The organism is Micromonospora sp. CNZ297, assembly GCF_007827625.1.
This window is the reverse complement of the sequence record NZ_VISU01000003.1, coordinates 306,123-328,059: the sequence shown is the minus strand read 5'-3', so window position 1 is coordinate 328,059 and position 21,937 is coordinate 306,123. Positions and strand designations below refer to the sequence as shown.

Genomic DNA, 21,937 nt, shown 5'->3' with positions numbered 1-21,937 from the left:
AGCGTACGGGCCGGGGTCAGCGCCACGGCCGCACGGCACGGTCGGGGTGGTACACGCGACTGCCGCCCACCTCGGCCACCACCGCCGCGTCGGCGCGGTCAGCCAGCAGCCGCCGCAGTGTGCGCTCGGCCGGGGAGCCGACCGCCACCACGTACCCGGGCCGTTCCGCGCGCGCCACCCGCTGCCAGTACGCCGGATAGCGGTTCTGCCCGGGCGTCAGCGCCCCGTCGAGCACACCGCAGGCGACGGTCTCCCCGGTGTTGAAGATCAGCCGGTTGCAGGTCCAGTAGTCCCCGTACACCTCGTGCAACCCGACGCCCCGCACCGTGTCGGCGAGGCGGCGGGCCGTGCGCTCCTCGTCCCGTACGCCCGGCACGCCGGCCAGGAACGCCACGGTCCCGGCAACGGTGGCGGCGGTCAGCCCGGCCAGCACCACCGCCGCCGCCGTGCCGCCGAGCCGGGCCGCCCACCCGGTGGTGGCCCGCAGGGCGTGCGCGGCGGCCAGCCAGAGCGGCCACAGCACGGCCGGCAGCGAGATCTGGAGCACCGACAGGTAGCGGGCGTTGCCGAGTGGGTCGGTCGCGGCGAGCGGGCTGCGCACGTACGCCAGAAGTGTCAGCACCGCGCCCGCGACCAGGGCGAGGATCGCCACGGCCCGGACCCGCGCGGCGTGGTCGGCGGCCCGGCGGTACGCGATCAGCCCGAGCGCGGCGGCGGCCACCAGCAGCACCGGGTAGAGCACGCCGAACCACTGCGCCCAGCGCGCGCAGCCGTCCATCGGGCACAGGCCGGATGCCAGTGGCACCCCCTCCAGCAGTCCGCCGCGCAGGCGCTCGGCCAGCGACGGCGCGACGCCCTCCTTGGTGCTGATCTCGCGGAACACCGACAGCGAGTCCTGCCCGGGCGGCGCGACGAGGTTGTCCTTGACCACCGGGGCGATCCCGGCCAGGAAGCCCGCGACCAGCAGCACGCCCGGCCAGCCGATCAGATCCCGGGGCACCGCCACCGCGAGCACCACCGCCGCGACCAGCAGGTACGGCGCGATCAGCCAGTCCGACCACAGCGCCAGCCCGGCCAGCAGCCCGAACGCGCCGGTGGCCAGCCAGTGGTGCCGGATCCGCCGGTCACCGAGGGCGACCGCGATCAGCAGCATCGCCAGCACCGCCGGCTTCACCTCCGGGCGGCCGCCGACCGCTGTGAGCTGGTCGCGGACCACGCGTTCCGAGCCGAGCGCCAGCAGGCCCACCACGACCACCGCCAGCCAGGGGGAGAACAGGCGGCGGGTCAGCCGGTACGCCAGCCACAGGAAGATCGCGAAGAGCGCGAGCAGCGGCAGCCGCAGCACCGGCCAGCTCGGCCCGGCCCAGCCGACGAGCGGCGCGGCCAGGTACGACTCCAGCACGCCCATGTAGCGCTGGCCGTAGAGGAAGACCGGCCGCTCACCACCGGCGGCGATGTGCAGCGCGGCCAGGCCGAACGTGGCCTCGTCGCTGTTCGACGCGGGCACCGTGAGCAGCGTCAGCACCAGCCGGTAGCCGACCCCCGCGGCGCCGAGCAGCAGCGCCACCAGCGCCGGCGCGTCCGGACGCGGTCGTACCGGGTTCCGCTTCGTCGTCGACACGACCAACGCCCCCGTCGTCGTCCCGACCGCAGTCTGTCACGGCGGCGCCCGGCGCCGGGGCGGATCGGCGTGGATCACTCGCGTGGCCCGGCCGGTCCGGTTGTGGCACTGTTGCCGTGTGCCGCCCACACCACCGGACCAGCTTGCCGTCCCGCAACTGCACCGCGCCGCGCGCTTCGAGGACGCCGTGCACGGCCTGGTGGAGCGCCGGTTGCGGCGCACCGGGTGGCAGCCCAACATCATCGCGTACGCGGGCTACGGCGCCCCGGGCTGGGCGCGCGTGCTCTGCCGGGTGCTGCTGGGCCGCCCGGACACGCGGCGGCGGGGCCGGCTGGACAAGGTGCGGGGCTGGCGCAGCTTCGCCACGCTGCCCGCCAAGCACATCACGGTGACCATCGAGGTCGACGGCGTGCGCCAGGAGGTGACCGCCGACCGCAGTGGCTTCGTCGACACCGTGATCGAGGCCGACTTCACCCCCGGCTGGGGCTGCGTACGCCTCAGCGTCGCCGACGCCGAACCGGTGGAGGCGCTGGTACGCATCCTCGACCCGGCCGTCCGCTTCGGCATCCTCTCCGACATCGACGACACCGTCATGGTGACCGCGCTGCCCCGGCCGCTGCTGGCCGCGTGGAACACGTTCGTGCTCGACGAGCACGCCCGCACCGCCGTGCCGGGCATGGCCGTGCTGTACGAGCGGCTGGCCACCGCCCACCCGGGCGCGCCGGTCTTCTACCTGTCCACCGGCGCGTGGAACGTCGCGCCGACGCTCACCCGGTTCCTGTCCCGGCACCTCTACCCGGCCGGGCCGCTGCTGCTCACGGACTGGGGACCGACCGCCGACAGGTGGTTCCGCAGCGGCCGGGAGCACAAGCGGGCCACGCTGGCCCGGCTGTCCCGGGAGTTCCCCGAGGTGCGGTGGCTGCTGATCGGCGACGACGGGCAGCACGACCCGGAGATCTACCGGGAGTTCGCCGCCGCGCACCCGGACAACGTCGCGGGGGTGGCGATCCGGCGGCTGTCCCCGACCCAGTCGGTGCTGGCCGGTAGCCTTCCGGCGCCCGCAGGGCGGTCGTCGTCGGGCCCGATCGGTCAGAAGTGGCTGAGCGCCCCCGACGGCGCCGGCCTCTGGAAGCTCCTCCGCGAAGCCGACCTGGTCTGACTCCTGCGGCCACCCGGCGACGGGCGGTCACGCGCCGACAGCCTGGGTGTGGAGAGCGACCGCCAGATCGCGGTCATCCCGACGCCGGGATATCACAGAGCGTAGTGCTGACCGGGAAGCGACTCCCCGATACGGTTATGACTCAGAGGCATATTTATGCCTCTGAGTCATAACGGGCTCAAGACGAAACCTTCAGACGGCCGCTCGGCCCGGTTGGCCGCCTTCCCCGTGACCCGTGCGTACCCTTGGCCCGCCGTCCGGGGTTTGGCCGCCGTTCGGGGGGTTGGCCGCCGTCCGGGGTGGCCTGCCGCCGCCGTGGGCCGCCCGGCCGGCTGGGCTGTGCCGTCAGGCCGGGCGGAGCCAGAGGACGCCCAGCGGCGGCACGCGCAGGGAGACCGACGCGGGCAGGCCGTGCCACGGCACGTTCTCGGCGTGCACCTCGCCCAGGTTGCCCACCCCCGACCCGCCGTAGTGGTGGGCGTCGGTGTTCAGCGCCTCGGTCCACGTACCGCCGGCCGGCAGGCCGATCCGGTAGTCCTCCAGCGGCAGCGCGGAGAAGTTCGCCACGCACACGAGCGTCTGCCCGTCCGGGGCGATCCGGATGAACGACACCGCGTTGTTGGCGACGTCGTCCCCGGCGATCCAGCGGAAGCCGGCCGGGTCGGTGTCCTGCGCCCAGAGCGCCGGGCTCTCCCGGTAGACCCGGTTCAGGTCGGCGACCAGCCGCTGCACGCCCGCGCGGGCCGGATCGTGGGTCAGGTACCAGTCGAGGCCGCGCTCCTCGCTCCACTCCCTGTCGTCGGCCAGCTCGCAGCCCATGAAGAGCAACTGCTTGCCCGGGTGCGCCCACATGTACGCCAGCAGCGCCCGCACCGTGGCCAGCCGCTGCCAGGTGTCGCCGGGCATCTTGCCGGCGAGCGAGCCCTTGCCGTGCACCACCTCGTCGTGGCTGATCGGCAGCACGTAGTTCTCGCTCCACGCGTACGCCAGGGAGAACGTGAGCTGATGGTGGTGGTGCTGCCGGTAGATCGGGTCCTTCGAGGTGTAGAGCAGGGTGTCGTGCATCCAGCCCATGTTCCACTTGAACCCGAACCCGAGCCCGCCCTCCGAGGTGGGCCGGGTGACGCCGGGCCAGGCGGTGGACTCCTCGGCGATCATCAGTACGCCCGGGTGGTGCCGGTAGACGGTGGCGTTGACCTCCTGGAGGAACGCGATCGCCTCCAGGTTCTCCCGGCCGCCGTGCACGTTCGGCGCCCACTGCCCGTCCTGCCGGGAATAGTCCAGGTAGAGCATCGAGGCGACCGCGTCCACCCGCAGCCCGTCGATGTGGAACTCGTCGAGCCAGTACAGCGCGTTGGCGACCAGGAAGTTGCGCACCTCGTTGCGGCCGAAGTCGAAGACGTACGTGCCCCAGTCGGGGTGCTCGCCGCGACGCGGGTCGGGGTGCTCGTACAGCGGGGTGCCGTCGAAACGGGCGAGCGCCCACTCGTCCTTCGGGAAGTGCGCCGGCACCCAGTCCAGGAGCACGCCGATGCCGGCGGCGTGCAGCCGGTCCACCAGGTGGCGGAAGTCGTCCGGGTCGCCGAACCGGGCCGTCGGCGCGTAGTAGCCGGTGACCTGGTAGCCCCACGAGCCGCCGAACGGGTGCTCCATCACCGGCAGGAACTCCACGTGGGTGAAGCCCATCTCCAGCACGTACGCGGTGAGCTGCTCGGCCAGCTCCCGGTAGCCGAGGCCGGGTCGCCAGGAGCCCAGGTGCACCTCGTACACGCTCATCGGCTCCTGGTGCGGCGCCTGCCGGGACCGGCGCGCGAGCCAGTCCGCGTCGCCCCACTCGTACCGTGACTCGTGCACCACCGACGCGGTGGCCGGCGGCACCTCGGTGCGCGCGGCCATCGGGTCGGCCTTGTCCCGCCACCGGCCGTCCGCGCCGAGGACGCGGTACTTGTAGCGGCTGCCCACCGGCATGCCCGGCACGAAGATCTCCCACACGCCGCTGGAGCCGAGCGAGCGCATCGGCCACCCGTCGTCCGGCGCCCAGCCGGTGACGTCGCCGACGAGCCGCACGGCCCGCGCGTTGGGCGCCCAGACGGTGAACGCGACGCCCTCGTCGAACACCCGGGCGCCGAGCGCCGCCCAGAGCCGCTCGTGCCGCCCCTCGCCGATCAGGTGCAGGTCGAGGTCGCCGAGCGTGGGCGGATAACGGTACGGGTCGTCGTGCGTCGTGCCGTCCACCTCGACCCGGTAGTCGAGCACCTCGCCGGGGAGGACCGCCTCGAAGACACCGGCGTCGTGCACCCGCTTCATCGGGTGCCGCTCGCCGTCGGCGAGCACCGCCACCTCGCCCGCGCCCCGGCGCAGCGTCCGGATCGTGGTGCTCCCGTCGGCCGGGTGCGCGCCGAGCACGGCGTGCGGGTCGTGTACCTCGCCGGCGATCAGCTGGTCCATCGGGCGTCGTCCTTGTCGGCCGGTGCGGTCGGGGCGGTGCCGCCGGAGAGGTCGGCGGGCACGTCTTCCACTGTCAGGTCGGGCGCGGCCGGCTGCTCCGGCTCGGCGGCGGTCGGCGCGGCCGGCTGCGGGGGCTCGGGTGCGGCCGGGCGGCGCACGGTGAGCACGTGCGCCGGTTGCAGGTACGGGTCGAGGCGCACCGCGTTGCGCTGCCCCCAGTCGTACTCGGCGCCGGTCAGCTCGTCGCGCACGGTGAACCGCTCGTGCCAGTCCAGGCCGAGCGCCGGCATGTCGAGCGTGGTGTTGCCCCACTGCACCTCGCGGGAGTCGAACGAGCAGACCACGATCACCGTGTTGCCGGTCTCCGGGTCGTGCTTCGACCAGCACAGCAGCGCCGGGTTGTCGATGTCGTGGAACCGCAGGTTGCGCAGCCGGTGCAGGGCGGGGTTGTCCCGGCGTACCCGGTTCAGCGTGGTGACGAACGGCGCCAGCGACCGGCCCTGCGCCAGCGCGGCGTCCCAGTCCCGCGGGCGCAGCTCGTACTTCTCGTTGTCCAGGTACTCCTCGGCACCGGGGCGCGCGACGTGCTCGAACAGCTCGAACCCCGCGTACATGCCCCAGGAGGGGGACAGCAGCGCCGCCAGCACCGCCCGGATCTTGAACATCGGCGGGCCGCCGTGCTGCAACGACGAGTGCAGGATGTCAGGCGTGTTCGGCCAGAAGTTCGGCCGCATCCAGTCGACCGAGGCGACCAGCTCCTCGCAGTACTCCCGCATCTCGGTCGCCGTCGTGCGCCAGGTGAAATAGGTGTACGACTGGGTGAAGCCGATCTTGCCGAGCCCGTGCATGATCGCCGGCCGGGTGAACGCCTCGGCCAGGAACAGCACGTCCGGGTCGACCTTCTTGACCTCGGCGATCAGCCAGTGCCAGAAGTCGAACGGCTTGGTGTGCGGGTTGTCGACACGGAAGATCCGGATGCCCTCGCCGACCCAGTGCAGCACCACCCGCAGCACCTCGGCCCGGATGCCCTCCGGGTCGTTGTCGAAGTTCAGCGGATAGATGTCCTGGTACTTCTTCGGCGGATTCTCCGCGTACGCGATGCTGCCGTCGGCCCGGGTGGTGAACCACTCCGGGTGCTCGGTGACCCACGGGTGATCCGGCGCGCACTGCAACGCCAGGTCCATCGCCACCTCCAGCCCCTGCTCGGCGGCGGCCGCGACGAAGTCGCGGAAGTCCTCAGGCGTACCCAGATCGGGGTGGATGGCGTCGTGGCCGCCCTCGGCCGCGCCGATCGCCCACGGCGAGCCCACGTCGTCCGGCCCGGCGGTGAGCGCGTTGTTGCGGCCCTTGCGGTTGACCCGGCCGATCGGGTGGATCGGCGGCAGATAGAGCACGTCGAAACCCATCGCCGCGACACCCGGCAGTCGCTCCATAGCGGTGGCGAACGTGCCGGAACGCGCGGGCGCGTCGACTGTGGCCGGGACCGCGCCCTCGGAGCGGGGGAAGAACTCGTACCAGGCGGAGAAGAGCGCCCGCGGCCGGTCCACCCACAGCGTGCGCTCCTCGCCGGTGGTGACCAGCTCGCGCACCGGGTGCTCCCACAGCAGGTCGGCCAGGTCCAGCGCCGCGCTCACCCGCCGCGGCAGGTCCAGGTCGTCGTCGGCCAGCGCCCGCACGGCTTCGCGTACGCGATCACGGTCGGCCCTCGGCACCAGGTCGAGCGCGGCGGTGAGCACCCGTACGCCCTCGGCCAGATCGTTCGCCAGCTCGGCCGCGCCCTGGCCGGCGGCGAGCTTCTTCGTGACCGCGTTCTGCCAGGTGAGGTACGGGTCTCCGAACGCCTCCACGGCGAAGCGCCACAGGCCGACCGCGTCCGGGCGGATGGTGGCGTGCCATCGGTCCTGGCCGGGTTCACCCGGGCGCATCCGGGTGAACGGGCGGGCCGCGCCGTCCGGGCCGAGCCAGACCACGTTGCACCCGAGCGCGTCGTGGCCCTCGCGGTAGGCCCGCGCCGACACCGGTACGACCTCGCCGACCACCGCCTTGGCCGGGTAGCGACCGCAGGAGACGACGGGGGAGACGTCTTCGATCGGGAACCGTCCAGTCACCCGCTCAACCTACTGCGCGAGATCCTCTCGCGCTCGGCTGCGACCCGGATGCACCCTCTCCGCGCGGCTCGTCGGCGCGGCGTGCGACGAAGACGAACTCCCGGCCGGGGCGGTCGGGCGCGTCCCGCACGTCGAGCACCCGGTAGCCGGCGGCGGTCAGGCTCGCCTCGACCTCGTCCCGGTCGCGGAACCGCAGCGTCGAGTCCGACGTGACGACGGCGCCGTCGGCCGGGAACCGGTACGTGAACCGGAAGGACACGAACGGCAGGTCCACAGCGATGACCTCGAGACGTCGTTCCACCGGCCCGACGCCCGGCACGTCCCGGGTCACCGGCGCGCTGTCCGCCGCCCACTCCTCCCACGCGCGGCGCTCGGCACGCCGCGTCTCGAACACGAGGTGCCCGCCCGGCCGCAGCGCGCCGTGCACGCCCCGCAGCGTTCGCGCCCAGTCGTCGTCGGTGCGGAAGACCTGAGCCACGTTGCCGGTCATCACAGCCAGGTCGGCGCGCAGCGGTGGCAGCGTCGTGGCGTCGCCGTGCACCCAGCGCACGCGGCCTTCGCGGTCCTTCGACCGGGCGACGGCGAGGGACGCCCCGGCCGGGTCGACCCCCACGACGGTACGGCCGTGCCGGGCGAGCAGCAGGGCCAGGTTCCCGGTGCCGCAGCCGAGGTCGAGCACCACGCGCGCGTCCAGCTCGTCGGCGATCGCGAGGTACGCGTCCAGGTCGTCCCGGTCGCCGTCGAACGCGTCGTAGACCGGCGCGAGCCGAGGATGGGCGAAGATCGCATCCGGCATCCGGGGACTGTATCCGCCGCCGACCGCGACCGGGCGGGCTGTTAAGAAGGGGCCCTTCCTCTACCGGAGGCGTTAACAAGGTGCCCTTCCTTACACCCCCACCGAGCGGTACACCTCGATCGTCTGGCGGGCGATCGCGTCCCAGGAGAAGTGCTCCACCGCCCGTCGCCGCCCCGCCGCCCCGAACGCCGCGATCCGCTCCGGGTCTCCCAGCAGCTCGTTCATGCGCGCGGCCAGGTCGGCCACGAAGCGCTCCGGGTCCAGCGGGGTGCCCGAGCCGTCACCGGCCTGCTCGATCGGCACCAGCAGCCCGGTCTCGCCGTCGGCCACCACCTCGGGGATGCCGCCGGTGGCGGTCGCCACCACGGCGGTCTCGCAGGCCATCGCCTCCAGGTTGACGATGCCCATCGGCTCGTAGACGGACGGGCAGGCGAAGACCGTGGCGTGGGTGAGCACCTGGATCACCTCGTGCTTGGGCAGCATCGCCGCCACCCAGATCACCCCGGACCGGGTGGCCCGCAGCTCCGCCACGAGACCCTCCACCTCGGCGGCGATCTCCGGGGTGTCCGGCGCGCCGGCGAGCAGCACCAGCTGGGTGTCGGCGGGCAGCTCCCGGGCCGCGCGCAGCAGGTACGGCAGGCCCTTCTGCCGGGTGATCCGCCCGACGTAGACCACGCTGGGCCGGGCCGGGTCGATGCCGAGCCGGTCGAGCACGTCGGTGCCCGGGTCCGGGGCGTACTGCGCGGTGTCGATGCCGTTGTAGACCACGCGTACCCGGTCGGGGTTCACCGCCGGGTACGCGGTGAGCACGTCGCGGCGCATGCCCGCGCTCACCGCGATGATCGCGTCGGCCGCCTCGAACGCGGTCCGCTCGCACCAGGAGGAGAGCGCGTACCCGCCGCCGAGCTGCTCGGCCTTCCACGGGCGCAGCGGCTCCAGGCTGTGCGCGGTCACCACGTGCGGCACCCCGTGCAGCAGCTTCGCGGTGTGCCCGGCCAGGTTGGCGTACCAGGTGTGGCTGTGCACCACGTCGGTGCCGGCCGTCCCGGCGGCCATCTCCAGGTCGACGCCCATGACGCGCAGCGCGGCGTTCGCGCCGGCGAGCGCGGCCGGTTCGGCGTACGCGGTGACACCCTGCTCGTCGCGGGGCGCGCCGAAGCAGTGCACCCGGACGTCGGCGAGCCGGCGCAGCTCACGGGCGAGGTATTCCACGTGCACCCCGGCGCCGCCGTAGACCTCCGGCGGGTACTCGCGGGTGAGCAGGTCGACGCGCATCGGTGCCATGCCCGCACCCTAGTGCAGAGCCGGGTGTCCCACGCGGTGCGCAAGTGTGGGCGTCCGAGTGGTGAAGTCGGTTCCGGGTCGTTAGCGTCTGAGCATGGCTGCCAAGGTGCTCGCGATCGTCCTGGCCGGCGGGGAGGGCAAGCGCCTGATGCCCCTGACCACCGACCGGGCGAAGCCCGCCGTCCCCTTCGGCGGGATGTACCGCATGGTCGACTTCGTCCTGTCCAACCTGGCGAACGCCGGCTTCCTCAAGATCGTCGTGCTGACCCAGTACAAGTCCCACTCGCTGGACCGCCACATCACCAAGACCTGGCGGATGTCGACGCTGCTCGGCAACTACGTCACGCCGGTACCCGCGCAGCAGCGCCGCGGCCCGTGGTGGTTCGCCGGCTCGGCCGACGCGATCTACCAGAGCTTCAACCTGATCAACGACGAGCAGCCCGACTACGTGATCGTCTTCGGTGCCGACCACATCTACCGGATGGACCCCCGGCAGATGGTCGACGACCACATCGCCTCCGGCGCCGGGGTCACGGTGGCCGGCATCCGGCAGCCGCTGTCGACGGCCGACCAGTTCGGCGTGATCGAGGTCGGCGAGGACGGCAAGCGCATCCGCGCGTTCCGGGAGAAGCCCACCGACGCAGTAGGGCTGCCCGACGCGCCGGACGAGATCTACGCCTCGATGGGCAACTACGTGTTCACCACCAAGGCGCTGTGCGAGGCGGTGGAGCGCGATGCGGCGGACAAGACCAGCAAGCACGACATGGGCGGCAGCATCATCCCGATGCTCGTCGAGCGCGGCGAGGCAAACGTCTACGACTTCAAGGACAACGAGGTGCCCGGCAGCACCGACCGCGACCGCGGCTACTGGCGGGACGTGGGGACGCTCGACTCGTTCTACGACGCGCACATGGACCTGATCAACGTGCACCCGGTGTTCAACCTCTACAACTTCGACTGGCCCATCTACACCGAGCAGCCGCCGTACCCGCCGGCCAAGTTCGTGCACGCCTGGGGCGAGCGCGTGGGCCGCGCGGTCAGCTCGATGGTGTCGCCCGGCTCGGTGATCTCCGGCTCGCTGGTGGAGAACTCGATCGTGGCGCCGAAGGTGAAGGTCCACTCGTGGGCGCACGTCGACGGTGCCGTGCTGATGGAGGGTGTCCAGATCGGCCGCCACGCGGTCGTCCGGCGCGCGATCCTGGACAAGAACGTCCACGTCCCGGAGGGCGCCGAGATCGGCGTCGACCTGGAGAAGGACCGCCAGCGCTACACCGTGTCCGACAACGGCATCGTCGTCATCGGCAAGGGCCAGCGCGTCGAGCCCTGAGCATTCCCGCCGCATCCCCGAGGAGGATCCCGCAGTGGCCCACCCCCGTGCCGGCCAGCCCGCACAGCCCGACGACCTGGTCGACGTGCCCCGGCTGGTCACCGCCTACTACGCCGAGCACCCGGACCCGGACGACCCGGCGCAGCAGGTCTCCTTCGGCACCTCCGGGCACCGCGGATCCAGCCTGCGCAACGCCTTCAACTCCGACCACATCCTCGCCGTCACCCAGGCGCTCTGCGACTACCGGCGCGAGCAGGGCCTTTCCGGGCCGCTGTTCCTCGGCCGGGACACCCACGCGCTCTCCGCGCCCGCCGAGGCCGACGCGCTGGAGGTGCTCGCCGCCAACGACGTCACGGTGCTGCGCGACAGCCGCGACGGCTACAGCCCGACCCCCGCCGTCTCGCACGCCATCCTCACCCACAACCGGGGGCGCACCAGCGGCCTCGCCGACGGCATCGTGATCACCCCGTCGCACAACCCGCCGTCCGACGGCGGGTTCAAGTACAACCCCACCCACGGCGGGCCCGCCGACACCGACGCCACCAAGTGGATCCAGGACCGCGCGAACGCCATCCTCGCCGCCGGGCTCAAGGAGGTGAAACGCATCCCGTACGCGCGGGCGCGCGCCGCCGCGACCACCGGGGAGTACGACTTCCTCGCCCGGTACGTGGACGACCTGCCCGCCGCGCTGGACATCGACGCGATCCGCGACGCCGGGGTGCGCATCGGGGCGGACCCGATGGGCGGGGCGAGCGTGGCGTACTGGGGCGAGATCGCCGAGCGGCACCGCCTCGACCTCACCGTGATCAACCCGCTCGTGGACCCGACCTGGCGGTTCATGACGCTCGACGGCGACGGCAAGATCCGGATGGACTGCTCCTCGCCGAATGCGATGGCCTCGCTCATCGCCGCCCGGGACGACTACGCGGTCTCCACCGGCAACGACGCCGACGCCGACCGGCACGGCATCGTCACGCCCGACGGCGGCCTGATGAACCCCAACCACTACCTGGCCGTGGCGATCGGCCACCTGTTCCGTACCCGGGAGCAGTGGGGCCCGGCCGCGGCGGTGGGCAAGACGCTCGTCTCCTCCTCGATGATCGACCGGGTCGCGGCCGACCTCGGCCGTCCGCTGCTGGAGGTGCCGGTCGGGTTCAAGTGGTTCGTGCCCGGCCTGCTCGACGGCACCGTCGGCTTCGGCGGCGAGGAGAGCGCCGGGGCGTCGTTCCTGCGCCGCGACGGCGGCACCTGGACCACCGACAAGGACGGCATCCTGCTCTGCCTGCTCGCCGCCGAGATCATCGCCACCACCGGCCGTACGCCGAGTGAGCACTGGGCCGAGCTGGCCGACCGCTTCGGCGCGCCCGCGTACGCCCGGATCGACGCCCCGGCCGACCGGGCGCAGAAGGCCGTCCTGGCGAAGCTGTCGCCGGAGCAGGTCACCGCCACCGAGCTGGCCGGTGAGCCGATCACCGCGATCCTCACCACCGCACCCGGCAACGGCGCCGCGATCGGCGGCCTCAAGGTGACCACCGGGTCGGGCTGGTTCGCCGCCCGCCCGTCCGGCACCGAGGACGTCTACAAGATCTACGCCGAGTCGTTCCAGGGCCCGGAGCATCTGGCCCGGATCCAGGAGGAGGCCAAGGCGCTGGTCGACGGCGTGCTCGCCACCGCGTGAACCGGCTCAGCGGGGCGGGGGCAGCTCCCGGCGGCTGAGCTGCTCCCGCAACCCGTCCGGCAACAGCTCCCGCAACTGGTCGGGCAGCAGCGGCAGGTCCAGCAGGCTCAGTTTGAGCTGGTTGCGCTCCTGGTAGCGGCGCGGGTCGAGACGGACCACCCGGCCGGCGTCCTTGACGTACCGGATGTGCACCGAACCCTCGGTCGCCGCCTGCCGGATCAGCAGGCCGTCCATCTCCACCGCGACCGGCGCCGAGTCCGCACGCAGCTCCAGGTGCACCGTCTCGTGCGCGGAGAGCAGCACCGAGCGGGAGATCCCGGCCATCGGTGCGGACGGCGTCACCACCATCGCCTCCGTGGCCGGTGAGATCAGCGGCCCGCCGGCGGCATAGCTGTACGCGGTCGAACCGGTCGGCGTGCTCACCACCAGCGCGTCGCACCGGTAGTAGCCGTACCGCTGGCCGTCCACCGCGAGGGTGGCCGTGACGAAGCCGGCGCCGGGCTGCCGGACCAGGGCGATGTCGTTGAACGCCACCACGTCGTCGCCGCAGACGTCGCAGGCCAGGCAGGCGTGCGACTCGACGGTGAAGTCGTGCTCCACCAGCCGCTCCAGCGCCCGGGGCAGGTCCGGCGGCTCCACCTCGACCAGGAAGCCGACCCGGCCCAGGTGCACGCCGAGCACCGGCTTCGGGTCGCGGACGGCCATCCGCAGTGCGCCGAGCATGGTGCCGTCACCACCGATGCTGATCAGCGCGGCGCAGCGGTCGGCCAGCTCGTCCGCCGCGATCGCCTCCACCGCTGCCGGTACGCGGGCGCGGTCCTCGGCGCGTACCGCGAGGGTGATCCGGTGCCGGGCGGCCCAGTCCGCGACGATCCCCACCACCTCGGAGACGTCCCGGGTGGGGTGCAGCACCAGACCCAGCACGTCACCCGCCACCACTACAGCTCATCACACCGGCGGCGCACGGCAGCGGTTACCGGAACCGGACCATGCCGGGACCCGGCAGCCGTGATCCGAAATCCCCCTTTGGGGTGGTAGTGGCCACTATGGTGTGAACATGCCGGTCCCGTATGGTGTCCAGTCGATCGTCCCCGCCGCCGACGTGGGAGTGCCGTCCCGTGCGGACGCGCCGGGTCTCCGGGTGCGCCCGGCCATCGTCGCGGACGCGGAATGGCTGGCCGAGGTCAGCCAGGCGTCGTTCGCGCGGCATCTGCACGACTACCTGACCTCGGCTCAGCCCGGCGTCGGCCGGTTCTGGGAGGTCGTGCTCGCACACCCGGAGTCGTTCCCCGGCCGGTGTTTCCTGGTGGCCGATGACCAGGACGGCCGGCGGCTGGGCTTCGCCGACCTGACCCGGGTCGAGCCGGGCCTGGCGCACCTGTCCTACATCTGCGTGGTGGAGGCCGCCCGTGGCCGCGGCGTCGCCCGGGAGCTGCTGCGCGCCTACGCTCGCGCCCACCCCGACCTCCGGTCGATGCGGCTGGACGTGTTCGCCGACAACGCCCCGGCCCGTGCGCTCTACGACCGGCTCGGGTTCGCCGGCGACTCCACGACCACGTGGTGGGTCGCCGACCTCGCGCTCGGCGGGGTCGCGCCCGCCGCCGACGTCCGCTTCGACGGGCTGCACGCCGCCCGGGCCTGGCTCGACACGTACGGCTTCGGTGAGCTCACCGTCGTCGCCGGAGACGCCACCCACGTGCTGGGGCGGCCGAGCCCGGGGGTGCTGCGGTGCTTCGACCCGGCGACGCTGCGACGGCCGGCGGTGGTCGCCGCCGTGGTCCGGGCCTTCCCCGGCATCGACCGCGTCCTGGTCATGACACCCGGCGAGGACGCGCCGCCCAGCGCGGTCGGCCCGCTGCGTGCCGTCAACCGCTCGCTCAGGATGTCCACCACCGAGATCCGCGCCAGACTGGAGCTTCCGTGACGCAGACGATCCCCAAGACCGCCACCGACCCGGGTGCCTTCCGCACGCCGAGCCTGTTCTACCGGGCGGCCCGGGAGGGCATGCGCGACCTGCTCGCCCAGCCCGAGGTCTGGCGCGGCGACCGGCGCGACATCCTGCTGCCGTCGTTCATCGGCTGGTCCGCCAACGAGGGCAGCGGCGTCTTCGACCCGGTGACCGAACTCGGGCTCGACCCCGGCTTCTACGACCTGACCGAGGACCTCGCGGTGGACGTGTCCTCGCTGGAGGCACGGCTCGCGGAGCGTCCCTACGACGTCGTGGTGGTCATCCACTACTTCGGCCGCACCGAACGGGCGATCGGCCGGATCCGGGAGCTGACCGACAGGCACGGCGCGCTGCTGCTCGAAGACCTCGCACACGCGTGGTTCACCCACGCGCTCGGCGGGCCGGCCGGCCGCACCGGGGAGGTCTCGCTCTACTCCCTGCACAAGATGCTGCCGATGCCCGGCGCACGCGGCGGGATGATCACCTACCGCGACCCTGGCCGGCTCACCGGGCAGCGGGAGACCGAGCCGGACCTGTCCCGGCACGTGCTCGACCACGACACGCTGGGCATCGCCGCGCGGCGGCAGGAGAACTTCCGCGCCCTCACCGCGCTGCTGCGCGACCTGCCCGAACTCGGCGTCGCGTTCGAGCTGATGTGGCCCGAGCTGGCACCGGACGACGCCCCGCAGACGCTGCCGGTGCGGATCCTCGGGACCGGCCGGGAGAACCGCGACCATGTCTATGCCGAGATGAACCGCGAGGGCTTCGGCATGGTCAGCCTCTACCACACGCTCATCGCGCAGTTGCGGGACCATCCGTCGATGGCACGGCTGTCCCGGCAGATCATCAACTTCCCCGTACACCAGGACGTCGCACCGGCGGACTACCCGGCGCTGGTCGCGAGCTTCCAGCGGGCGCTGGGCACACTCCCCGAGCGCGGCGCGCTCGCGCCTGCCGGACGTCCGGCGGCGCCGGCCCAGAGCGGCGCCTCGGCGCCGCGACCGTCCGGGGTGCCCACCGGCTCGGCCTGAATACGTGTCGGTGCCCGCCCGGCGCGGGCGGGCACCGACGGGCTCAGCGGACGCCGGTGAGGCGCCGTTCCTGGTCGAGGTCGAGCATCTGCGCCGACGGGTCGACCGCCACGCCCGAGGCGCGCAGGACCTTGCCCGCCGTCCGCGCGAGGATGCGCAGGTCGAGCCAGAGGGACCAGTCGAGAACGTAGCGGACGTCGAGTTCCAGGCGCTCGGTCCAGGCCAGGTCGTTGCGGCCGTTGACCTGCGCGAGCCCGGTGATGCCCGGCCGGACCTCGAACCGCTTGCGCTCCCGGTCGGTGTACCAGGGGTCGTAGCGCAGCAGCAGCGGCCGGGGACCGACCAGGCTGAGGTCGCCCCGGAGCACGTTGACCATCTGCGGCAGCTCGTCGATGCTCAGCCGCCGCAGCGTCCGGCCGACGCCCCGGCAGCGGACCCCGTCGGGCAGCAGCCGGCCCTCCGCGTCGCGGTCGTCGGACATCGTCCTGAGCTTGAGGACCCGGATGCGGCGCTCGTACCGGCCGGTGCGTTCCTGCCGGAAGAAGACCGGGCTGCCGAACTGGGCCAGGACCAGCAGCGCCGCGACGGCCACGACCGGCGCGGCCACCACGAGGACGACGAGCGCCACTGTGATGTCGACGAGCCGCTTGAGCCGTAGCTCGACCGACCGCCGGGCGGGGCTCACCGGGAGTGCACCTTCCCGGCGGCCTGCGGGGCGTACTCCCCGGGTGGTCCGCCGACGCCCGCGGCGTGCTCGATGACCTCGGCCATCCGCACCGCGGAGATCCGGTTGTCGAAGTGCCGGTGCGACCGCTCGCGGGCGCGTACGCCGCGCTCGGCGAGACGCCCGGACCGGAACTCGGCGTACGCGTGCTCGATGGCCTGCGCCAGGGCGGCCGGGTCGTCCCGGGGGACCACCCACCCGCAGCTCTCATCCACCGTCTCCGGCAGCCCGCCGGCGTCGCTGACGATGCTGGGAACGTCCAGCAGCGCCGCCTCGGGCGGCGCGCCGTGGCCCTCGCTCAGTGACGGGCTGACGCTGAGGTCCGCCGCCCGGTAGTAGGGCCGCACGTCGTCGGCGGTGTCGATCCAGCGGACGGAGTGGTCGTCGGCGACACCGAACCGGCGGATCAGCTCCTGCCGGTGGTCCTCGCCGGCCTGGTCCGAGCCGCCACCGACGAGCATCAGCACCGCCTCGGGGTGCCGGGACCGGATCTCCTGCCACGCGGCGAGCAGGACGTCGTGGCCCTTGAACGCGCGGTCCCGGTGGGCGGCGAGCCTCCGTGGGGGATAGACGTACGCCACCATGATCACGACGAACTGGTCCGGGCTCAGCCCGAGATCCGCCCGGCACTTCGCCCGGGCCTCCGCCCGCGTCGCCGCCGTGTCGTCCGGCAGGTCCGCGGTCGCCCAGGCCAGGTTGAGTCCGCTGGTGACGGTCGGGCGGCGCGACGCCGGTACGCCCAGCTCGCCGTAGAGGCGGGAGGTGTAGCGGGTGCCGCAGATGATCGTGCGGTCCAGGCGCCAGAGCAGCCGCTCGACCATCCGGACCGCCCGTGACTCCAGGAAGGCGGGGCCGGCGACGAACTGCACCCGGGCCAGGGGCAGGCCGACGGTCGCGAGCCGCGCGCCCAGCGTGGCCGCGTACAGGTGGTGGTAGAGCACCTGGGGGCGTAGGCGGCGGACGAGGCGGCGCAGCCGCCACAGCTCGGACAGCGTGCTCAGGCTGGGCCGGAAGCGGAACGAGAACGGCGACGCCACCGTCCGGATCCCGGCCTCGGCCAGGCGGTCGTTCAGGCGCCCGCCGGGTGGGCAGATCACCACCACCTCGTGGCCGCGATCCCGCAGGGCGCACGCCTGCGGGATGGTCCAGAGCCCGCCGTAGTTCGTCTTGACGATGACGGCGACGCGCAATGACCGGCGCCCGGGCGGGTCGCCGGCGACGCCGGACCGGGGATCGTGCCTCACGTGTTCGCCTCCAACAGTCGGCGCGACGTCGTTCGCCGCTCCACCCAGGGCAACGAGCTTTGTGGTGTTTAGTAACCAACGTCGGATTCTCTCGTTGGCCCTGCGGAGAGAGCACCGGCGAGCGGTAGGAGCGCACGTGAGAGTCGTCGTCACGGGGGGCGCCGGTTTCATCGGTTCCAACCTGGTGCGGGCCCTGTCGGAAACGGGCCGGGTCGCCGAGATCGTCGTCGTCGACGACCTCTCCACCGGGTCGGTGGAGAACCTGCGCGGGCTTCCGGTGGAGTTGCTGATCGGGACCGTCCTGGACCCCGCGCTGCTCGACCGCGCGATGGTCGGCGCCTCCAGCGTGGTCCACCTCGGAGCCCTCGGCTCGGTGCCCCGCTCCATCGACGACCCGCTGCGCAGCCACCACGCGAACGCCACCGGCACCCTGACCGTCCTCGACGCCGCCCACCGCAACGGCGTCCCGCAGTGCGTGCTGGCCTCCTCGTCCTCGGTGTACGGCGCCAACCCGGTACTGCCACGCCAGGAGGGCCTGCGGCCCATGCCGGTCAGCCCGTACGCGGTGTCGAAGCTGGCCACCGAGGCGTACGGGATCGCGTTCGCCAACTGCTACGGCATGGCGGTCCTGCCGTTCCGCTTCTTCAACGTCTTCGGACCGAGGCAGGCGGCGAACCACGTGTACGCCGCAGTGGTCCCGCGGTTCGTCACCGCCGCCCTGGAGAACCGGCCGTTGCAGGTGCACGGCGACGGGCGGCAGTCCCGGGACTTCACCTACGTGGGCAGCGTGACCTCGGTGATCGTGGACGCCGTGCTGCGGCAGGTGGCGGCCCCGGACGTGGTGAACCTCGCGTTCGGCGCGCGCATCTCCCTGCTCGACCTCATCGCCGAACTGGAGACCGTGCTGGGGCGGCCGCTGGACGTCGTGCACGTGCCGGCGCGGCCCGGTGACGTCCGCGAGTCCCAGGCCGACCACACGCGACTGCGCGAGCTGTTCCCGGCCGCGTCGCCGACGCCCTTCGCCGAAGGGCTGCGGGCTACGGTCGAGTGGTTCCGGTCGCTTCGGGTCGACGAGCCCGTCGGGTCCGGCACGTCCGGCTGATCCCGACCCGATCGGAGCCTCATGGCCAGGATCCTGCTGTTCGGCGCGTCCGGCTTCCTCGGCCGGGCGGTCGAAGCGGTCCTCGCGGAGCACTTCACCGTCGTCGCGCCCAGTCGCCAGGAATGCGATCTCGTCGCCGCGGACCGGTCGCGGCTCGCCGCGTTCCTGCGCCGGGCACGACCCGACGGGGTGGTCAACTGCGCCGGCCGGATCGCCGGGACGAGCGCGCAGTTCGTCGAGTCGCACACTCTGATCACCGCCAAGCTGATCGACTGCGTGGCCGAGGTCTCGCCCGGCGTGCGGCTGGTCCGGATCGGCTCGGCGGCCGAGTACGGGGTCGTCCCGCACGGCGCCGTCGCGACCGAGACCGACCCGGCCCGGCCGGTGAGCGACTACGGGATCAGCCAACTGGCCGCGACCGACCTCGTGCGGCTGGCCGCCGCCAGTGGCCGGGTCGACGCGGTGGTGCTGCGGGTCTTCAACCCCGTCGGGCCCGGCTCGACCAGTGGCAACGTGCTGGGACGGGCCGCCGAGCTGCTCCAGGCGGCGTTGGCCCGGGGGGACCGGCGGATCGAACTGGGGCTCAACGACTCCTACCGCGACTTCGTCGACGTCCGGGACGTGGCCGAGGCGGTGCTGGCGGCGCTCAACGCCCGACGGCTGCCGGAGTCGATCTACAACGTGGGCAGCGGACAGGCGGTCGCCACCCGGGAGGCGGTCGAGATGCTGGCCCGCCATGCCGGGTTCACCGGACGCTTCGTCGACGGGCTCCGCTCGCCGACTGCGGACCGGTCCGCGGCGGTGCCGTGGATGTGCGCCGACATCAGCCGGATCACCGACGCTCTCGGCTGGGCGCCGAGATACCCGCTGAGCGAGTCCCTGGCCGCGCTGTGGGCAGCCCGCTCCCACGTCACGGCCGGCTCCGGCACCCGCCACGACGTGACGGTCAGCGCGCGTCCGGCACCAGTTCCGCCGTCGGCGCCGGTGCGGTGAGAGGTGCCGCCACGCGGGCCCGCCGGTTGAGCCGTACGCGCAGGACGACCAGGACGACGACGGAGAGCAGCGCATACAGCGCGATCGAGGCGGTCGCCGCGCCCATCGTTCCCCAGCGGGAGATGGCGAGGCCGTAGCAGGCGACCGACGCCACGGCGGCGAGCAGACCGACCCCGGCGGCCTGTTTCGTGCCCCCGGTGCCGAGCAGGGCTCGGCTTGCGATGCCGAAGGGCGCCAGGCACAACTCGGCGAGCAGGAGCGGCACGATCAACGGGCGGGCGGACCCGAACTCCGCGCCGAAGACCGGCACCACCAACAGCCAGCCGCCGGCCGCGACGACGGCGCCGCTGACGAGCGTTGCCAGCAGCGTGTAGCCGATCGCACGGACGGGCCAGGGATCGCCGTCGCGCTGCGCGGCCTGCCGCTGCGACAACTGTCCGATGGCGGCCGGAAGGAGGCCGACCACGCTGCTCAGCGTCGCGGCCAGGGCGTAGATGCCCACCGCGCCGGGACCGACGAGGACACCGAGCAGGTAGCGGTCGGCCCGCTGGAGGAAGCTCGTCCCGAGGGAGAACCCCAGAGACGGGGCGCCCATCCGGATCAGCCCGGTGACGTCCCGCCGTCGCGCCCGTGCGAACCGCGCCAGCCCTTGGCCGCGTACCAGCGTCCACTGCGTCACCGCCACCGCGAGCAGCGCGGTGGCCTGGCACATCAGGAGGAGCCACACCTGCGCCGAGACGACGACCGCGATGGCGATCCCGATCAGGCCGGCGGTGGTGGCGGCGATGTTCCACACCGCGCCCCGGCGAAAGTCCCCGTCCGCGAACCGGAGATCGGTGAGCTGGTCGAGCGCGATGTTGGCGGCGCCGCCGAGCGCGACCGCGGCGAGCAGCCGTACATCGGTCAGCGCGGGGCCGAGCAGCGGCGCGGAGAGACGGACCGCGGCGGCCGCGGCCGCCCCGGTGCAGACCGCGGCCACCACTGTCATCCAGCAGTACGCGGAGAGCAGTTCGTCGCGGCGGTGCCGGGAGGCGGCCTGCGGCAACTGCGCGCGCATGGCGGTGCCGCAGCCCAGGCGGCCGACCAGCATCACCACGCCGGCGACCGTGAGGACCAACACCATGACGCCCCGGTCGGCCGGCCCCAGCGCCAGGGTGGCGAGGACGGCGACGCCGCTGCTGCTCAGGGCGGCGATGCCGTTGGCGCCGGTCAGCAGGACGATAGTGCCCAGATGGCGGCGGCTCATCCGGTGGGCACCGCCGGCCGGTCCGCTCCGCCGCGCGGCGCCACGGTGTTCCGGCCGTAGATAGCCAGGTGCTGCTCGACCGACCGCTCCATCGTGAAGACGCTGTCCTGGAAGGCCGCCAGCGCCCGCCGGCCGCCCCTCGGCCGTCCCGGCACGAGGCCCAGGCGGTGCACGGCGTCAGCCCAGCTCTCGGCGTCGGCGTCGACCGGGACCAGGGCGACACCGGCGAGCTGGTCGTCGATGAACCGTGCGCCGGGCAGGTCGGACGCGACCACAGGGGTGCCGACGGCGCGGGCCTCCAGGACCGTGCCGGGCAGACCTTCGAGCGCGGAGGGTTGCAGCAGGAGGTCGGCCTGGGCCAGGAACTCCCCGACGTCAGCCCGCGGACCCACCAGGTGCATCCGGTCGAGTACGTCGTGCCGGGTGGCGGACTGCCGGACGGCGTCGTCGTCCCGGTCGTCGTGCGGACCCACGAACACGGCCCGGCAGCCGATCCCGCGTTCGCGCAACGCGGCGACGATCGACGGCACCATCGACCGCCGCTTGAGCGGGTGCGGGCGGCCGATCACCACGCAGACGAGGTCGTCCGGGGCGGCGCCGATCTCGTCGCGGAGCCGCAGCGTCGACCGGCGGTGCAGGCGGCCCAGGTCGAGACCGTTGGGCAGCACCCGGCACCGCGGGTCGTTCTCCCACGACGGCCGGTAGCACGAGGTGAGAGCGCCGGGGGCGACGCCGAGCACGTCCGTCGCGCAGAAGTGGATGAGGCGCACCATCACGCCCCGCTGCAACCGGCGGCGCAGGCTGTCCGGATGTCCGTCGCGGTCGGACCGGAAGTGCGCGATCCGGATCGGCACCCGCGCCAGTGCCGCGAGGAACAGCACGAAACCGGAGAACGTCGCGACGTCCGAGTGCACGGCGTGCGGACGGACCTGCCGAAGCAGGCGGTAGAAGCGGACCGGGAACCGACGGTCCAGCCGGATCGGGTGGATCCGTGAGCCCAACTGCTCCACCTCGTCGCCGCGCGCGCCCTTGACGCCGCTGAGCGTGACGAAGGACGTCCGCACCCCGGACGCCGCGAGCCGGGGCAGCAGTTCTATGGTGCGCTGCTCGGCGCCGCCGATGTCGAACGCGCCGAGGACCCGTACCACGCGGATCTCCGGAGGCCGGGGGGCCGGCGCGCCGGACGCGCTCGTCGTCGCCGGGTCGCTGTGGCTCGCGCTGGACATCG

17 protein-coding genes are annotated in these 21,937 nt (G+C 73.1%); 7 read left to right on the top strand and 10 right to left on the bottom strand.

Going from position 1 to position 21,937, the window contains the following annotated elements:
- Positions 1–16 precede the first annotated feature (16 nt).
- Positions 17–1,621: a type 1 periplasmic-binding domain-containing protein gene (locus tag FB454_RS07755; RefSeq protein WP_145822721.1), complete on the bottom strand. Its 1,605-nt coding sequence runs from the start codon at positions 1,619–1,621 to the stop codon at positions 17–19.
- An 82-nt stretch (positions 1,622–1,703) separates the two neighbouring features.
- Here FB454_RS07755 and FB454_RS07750 point away from each other — a divergent pair, with 82 nt between their 5' ends.
- Complete coding sequence (locus FB454_RS07750) at positions 1,704–2,780, top strand: phosphatase domain-containing protein (RefSeq protein ID WP_145822720.1); 1,077 nt, start codon at positions 1,704–1,706, stop codon at positions 2,778–2,780.
- Positions 2,781–3,125: 345 nt separating this feature from the next.
- Here the strand turns inward: FB454_RS07750 and glgB are convergent, their stop codons facing one another.
- From glgB to glgA, 4 genes are all read right to left on the bottom strand, one after another.
- On the bottom strand, positions 3,126–5,228 hold the full coding sequence (gene glgB, locus FB454_RS07745; RefSeq protein ID WP_030270468.1) for a 1,4-alpha-glucan branching protein GlgB: 2,103 nt from the start codon (positions 5,226–5,228) through the stop codon (positions 3,126–3,128).
- On the bottom strand, positions 5,216–7,336 hold the full coding sequence (locus FB454_RS07740; RefSeq protein WP_091329077.1) for an alpha-1,4-glucan--maltose-1-phosphate maltosyltransferase: 2,121 nt from the start codon (positions 7,334–7,336) through the stop codon (positions 5,216–5,218). The genes glgB and FB454_RS07740 overlap by 13 nt, the downstream gene beginning before the upstream one ends.
- A 4-nt stretch (positions 7,337–7,340) precedes the next feature.
- Positions 7,341–8,132: a class I SAM-dependent methyltransferase gene (locus FB454_RS07735; RefSeq protein WP_255368081.1), complete on the bottom strand. Its 792-nt coding sequence runs from the start codon at positions 8,130–8,132 to the stop codon at positions 7,341–7,343.
- 90 nt (positions 8,133–8,222) lie between these two features.
- A complete protein-coding gene (glgA, locus tag FB454_RS07730; RefSeq protein WP_145822719.1) occupies positions 8,223–9,416 on the bottom strand; it encodes a glycogen synthase in 1,194 nt (397 codons plus the stop codon).
- A gap of 94 nt (positions 9,417–9,510) precedes the next feature.
- Between glgA and glgC the strand changes: the two genes are divergently transcribed.
- Entirely contained in the window at positions 9,511–10,743 is a 1,233-nt protein-coding gene (gene glgC / locus FB454_RS07725) for a glucose-1-phosphate adenylyltransferase (protein ID WP_013285287.1), read from the top strand.
- 34 nt (positions 10,744–10,777) lie between these two features.
- Positions 10,778–12,421, top strand: a complete 1,644-nt coding sequence (pgm, locus tag FB454_RS07720; protein WP_145822718.1) for a phosphoglucomutase (alpha-D-glucose-1,6-bisphosphate-dependent) — start codon at positions 10,778–10,780, stop codon at positions 12,419–12,421.
- A 6-nt stretch (positions 12,422–12,427) separates the two neighbouring features.
- Here pgm and FB454_RS07715 read toward each other — a convergent pair whose 3' ends face one another.
- Complete coding sequence (locus FB454_RS07715) at positions 12,428–13,357, bottom strand: NAD(+)/NADH kinase (RefSeq protein ID WP_030270460.1); 930 nt, start codon at positions 13,355–13,357, stop codon at positions 12,428–12,430.
- 121 nt (positions 13,358–13,478) lie between these two features.
- Here FB454_RS07715 and FB454_RS07710 point away from each other — a divergent pair, with 121 nt between their 5' ends.
- Together FB454_RS07710 and FB454_RS07705 are read left to right on the top strand one after the other, a co-directional pair.
- Entirely contained in the window at positions 13,479–14,345 is an 867-nt protein-coding gene (locus tag FB454_RS07710; RefSeq protein WP_145752643.1) for a GNAT family N-acetyltransferase, read from the top strand.
- Positions 14,342–15,400, top strand: coding sequence for a DegT/DnrJ/EryC1/StrS family aminotransferase (locus tag FB454_RS07705; RefSeq protein ID WP_013285291.1), 1,059 nt, complete (start codon positions 14,342–14,344; stop codon positions 15,398–15,400). The genes FB454_RS07710 and FB454_RS07705 overlap by 4 nt, the downstream gene beginning before the upstream one ends.
- A gap of 43 nt (positions 15,401–15,443) precedes the next feature.
- Here FB454_RS07705 and FB454_RS07700 read toward each other — a convergent pair whose 3' ends face one another.
- Positions 15,444–16,085, bottom strand: a complete 642-nt coding sequence (locus FB454_RS07700; protein WP_145822717.1) for a sugar transferase — start codon at positions 16,083–16,085, stop codon at positions 15,444–15,446.
- The gene (locus FB454_RS07695) at positions 16,082–17,368 is read right to left on the bottom strand and encodes a glycosyltransferase (RefSeq protein ID WP_145822716.1); all 1,287 of its coding nucleotides are present in this window, start codon (positions 17,366–17,368) and stop codon (positions 16,082–16,084) included. The genes FB454_RS07700 and FB454_RS07695 overlap by 4 nt, the downstream gene beginning before the upstream one ends.
- Before the next feature lie 136 nt (positions 17,369–17,504).
- Here FB454_RS07695 and FB454_RS07690 point away from each other — a divergent pair, with 136 nt between their 5' ends.
- Positions 17,505–18,470 (top strand): NAD-dependent epimerase/dehydratase family protein, encoded by a 966-nt coding sequence (locus FB454_RS07690; protein ID WP_145822715.1) that lies wholly within the window; start codon positions 17,505–17,507, stop codon positions 18,468–18,470.
- A gap of 21 nt (positions 18,471–18,491) precedes the next feature.
- Positions 18,492–19,463: an NAD-dependent epimerase/dehydratase family protein gene (locus FB454_RS07685; RefSeq protein ID WP_145822714.1), complete on the top strand. Its 972-nt coding sequence runs from the start codon at positions 18,492–18,494 to the stop codon at positions 19,461–19,463.
- Here the strand turns inward: FB454_RS07685 and FB454_RS07680 are convergent.
- Both FB454_RS07680 and FB454_RS07675 read right to left on the bottom strand, forming a co-directional pair.
- On the bottom strand, positions 19,417–20,709 hold the full coding sequence (locus FB454_RS07680; protein WP_013285296.1) for a lipopolysaccharide biosynthesis protein: 1,293 nt from the start codon (positions 20,707–20,709) through the stop codon (positions 19,417–19,419). The two genes, FB454_RS07685 and FB454_RS07680, sit on opposite strands and share 47 nt — an antisense overlap.
- The gene (locus tag FB454_RS07675; RefSeq protein WP_186461546.1) at positions 20,706–21,935 is read right to left on the bottom strand and encodes a glycosyltransferase; all 1,230 of its coding nucleotides are present in this window, start codon (positions 21,933–21,935) and stop codon (positions 20,706–20,708) included. Before FB454_RS07675 ends, FB454_RS07680 begins: the two co-directional genes overlap by 4 nt.
- Positions 21,936–21,937 lie beyond the last annotated feature (2 nt).

Bases quoted from the DNA above. Each gene is read 5' to 3' on its own strand.
- glgB (WP_030270468.1), bottom strand. From the start codon at position 5,228: ATGGACCAGCTGATCGCCGGCGAGGTACACGACCCGCACGCCGTGCTC.
- FB454_RS07735 (WP_255368081.1), bottom strand. From the start codon at position 8,132: ATGCCGGATGCGATCTTCGCCCATCCTCGGCTCGCGCCGGTCTACGAC.
- glgA (WP_145822719.1), bottom strand. From the start codon at position 9,416: ATGGCACCGATGCGCGTCGACCTGCTCACCCGCGAGTACCCGCCGGAG.
- glgC (WP_013285287.1), top strand. From the start codon at position 9,511: ATGGCTGCCAAGGTGCTCGCGATCGTCCTGGCCGGCGGGGAGGGCAAG.
- FB454_RS07710 (WP_145752643.1), top strand. From the start codon at position 13,479: ATGCCGGTCCCGTATGGTGTCCAGTCGATCGTCCCCGCCGCCGACGTG.
- FB454_RS07685 (WP_145822714.1), top strand. From the start codon at position 18,492: ATGGCCAGGATCCTGCTGTTCGGCGCGTCCGGCTTCCTCGGCCGGGCG.
- FB454_RS07680 (WP_013285296.1), bottom strand. From the start codon at position 20,709: ATGAGCCGCCGCCATCTGGGCACTATCGTCCTGCTGACCGGCGCCAAC.
- FB454_RS07675 (WP_186461546.1), bottom strand. From the start codon at position 21,935: ATGTCCAGCGCGAGCCACAGCGACCCGGCGACGACGAGCGCGTCCGGC.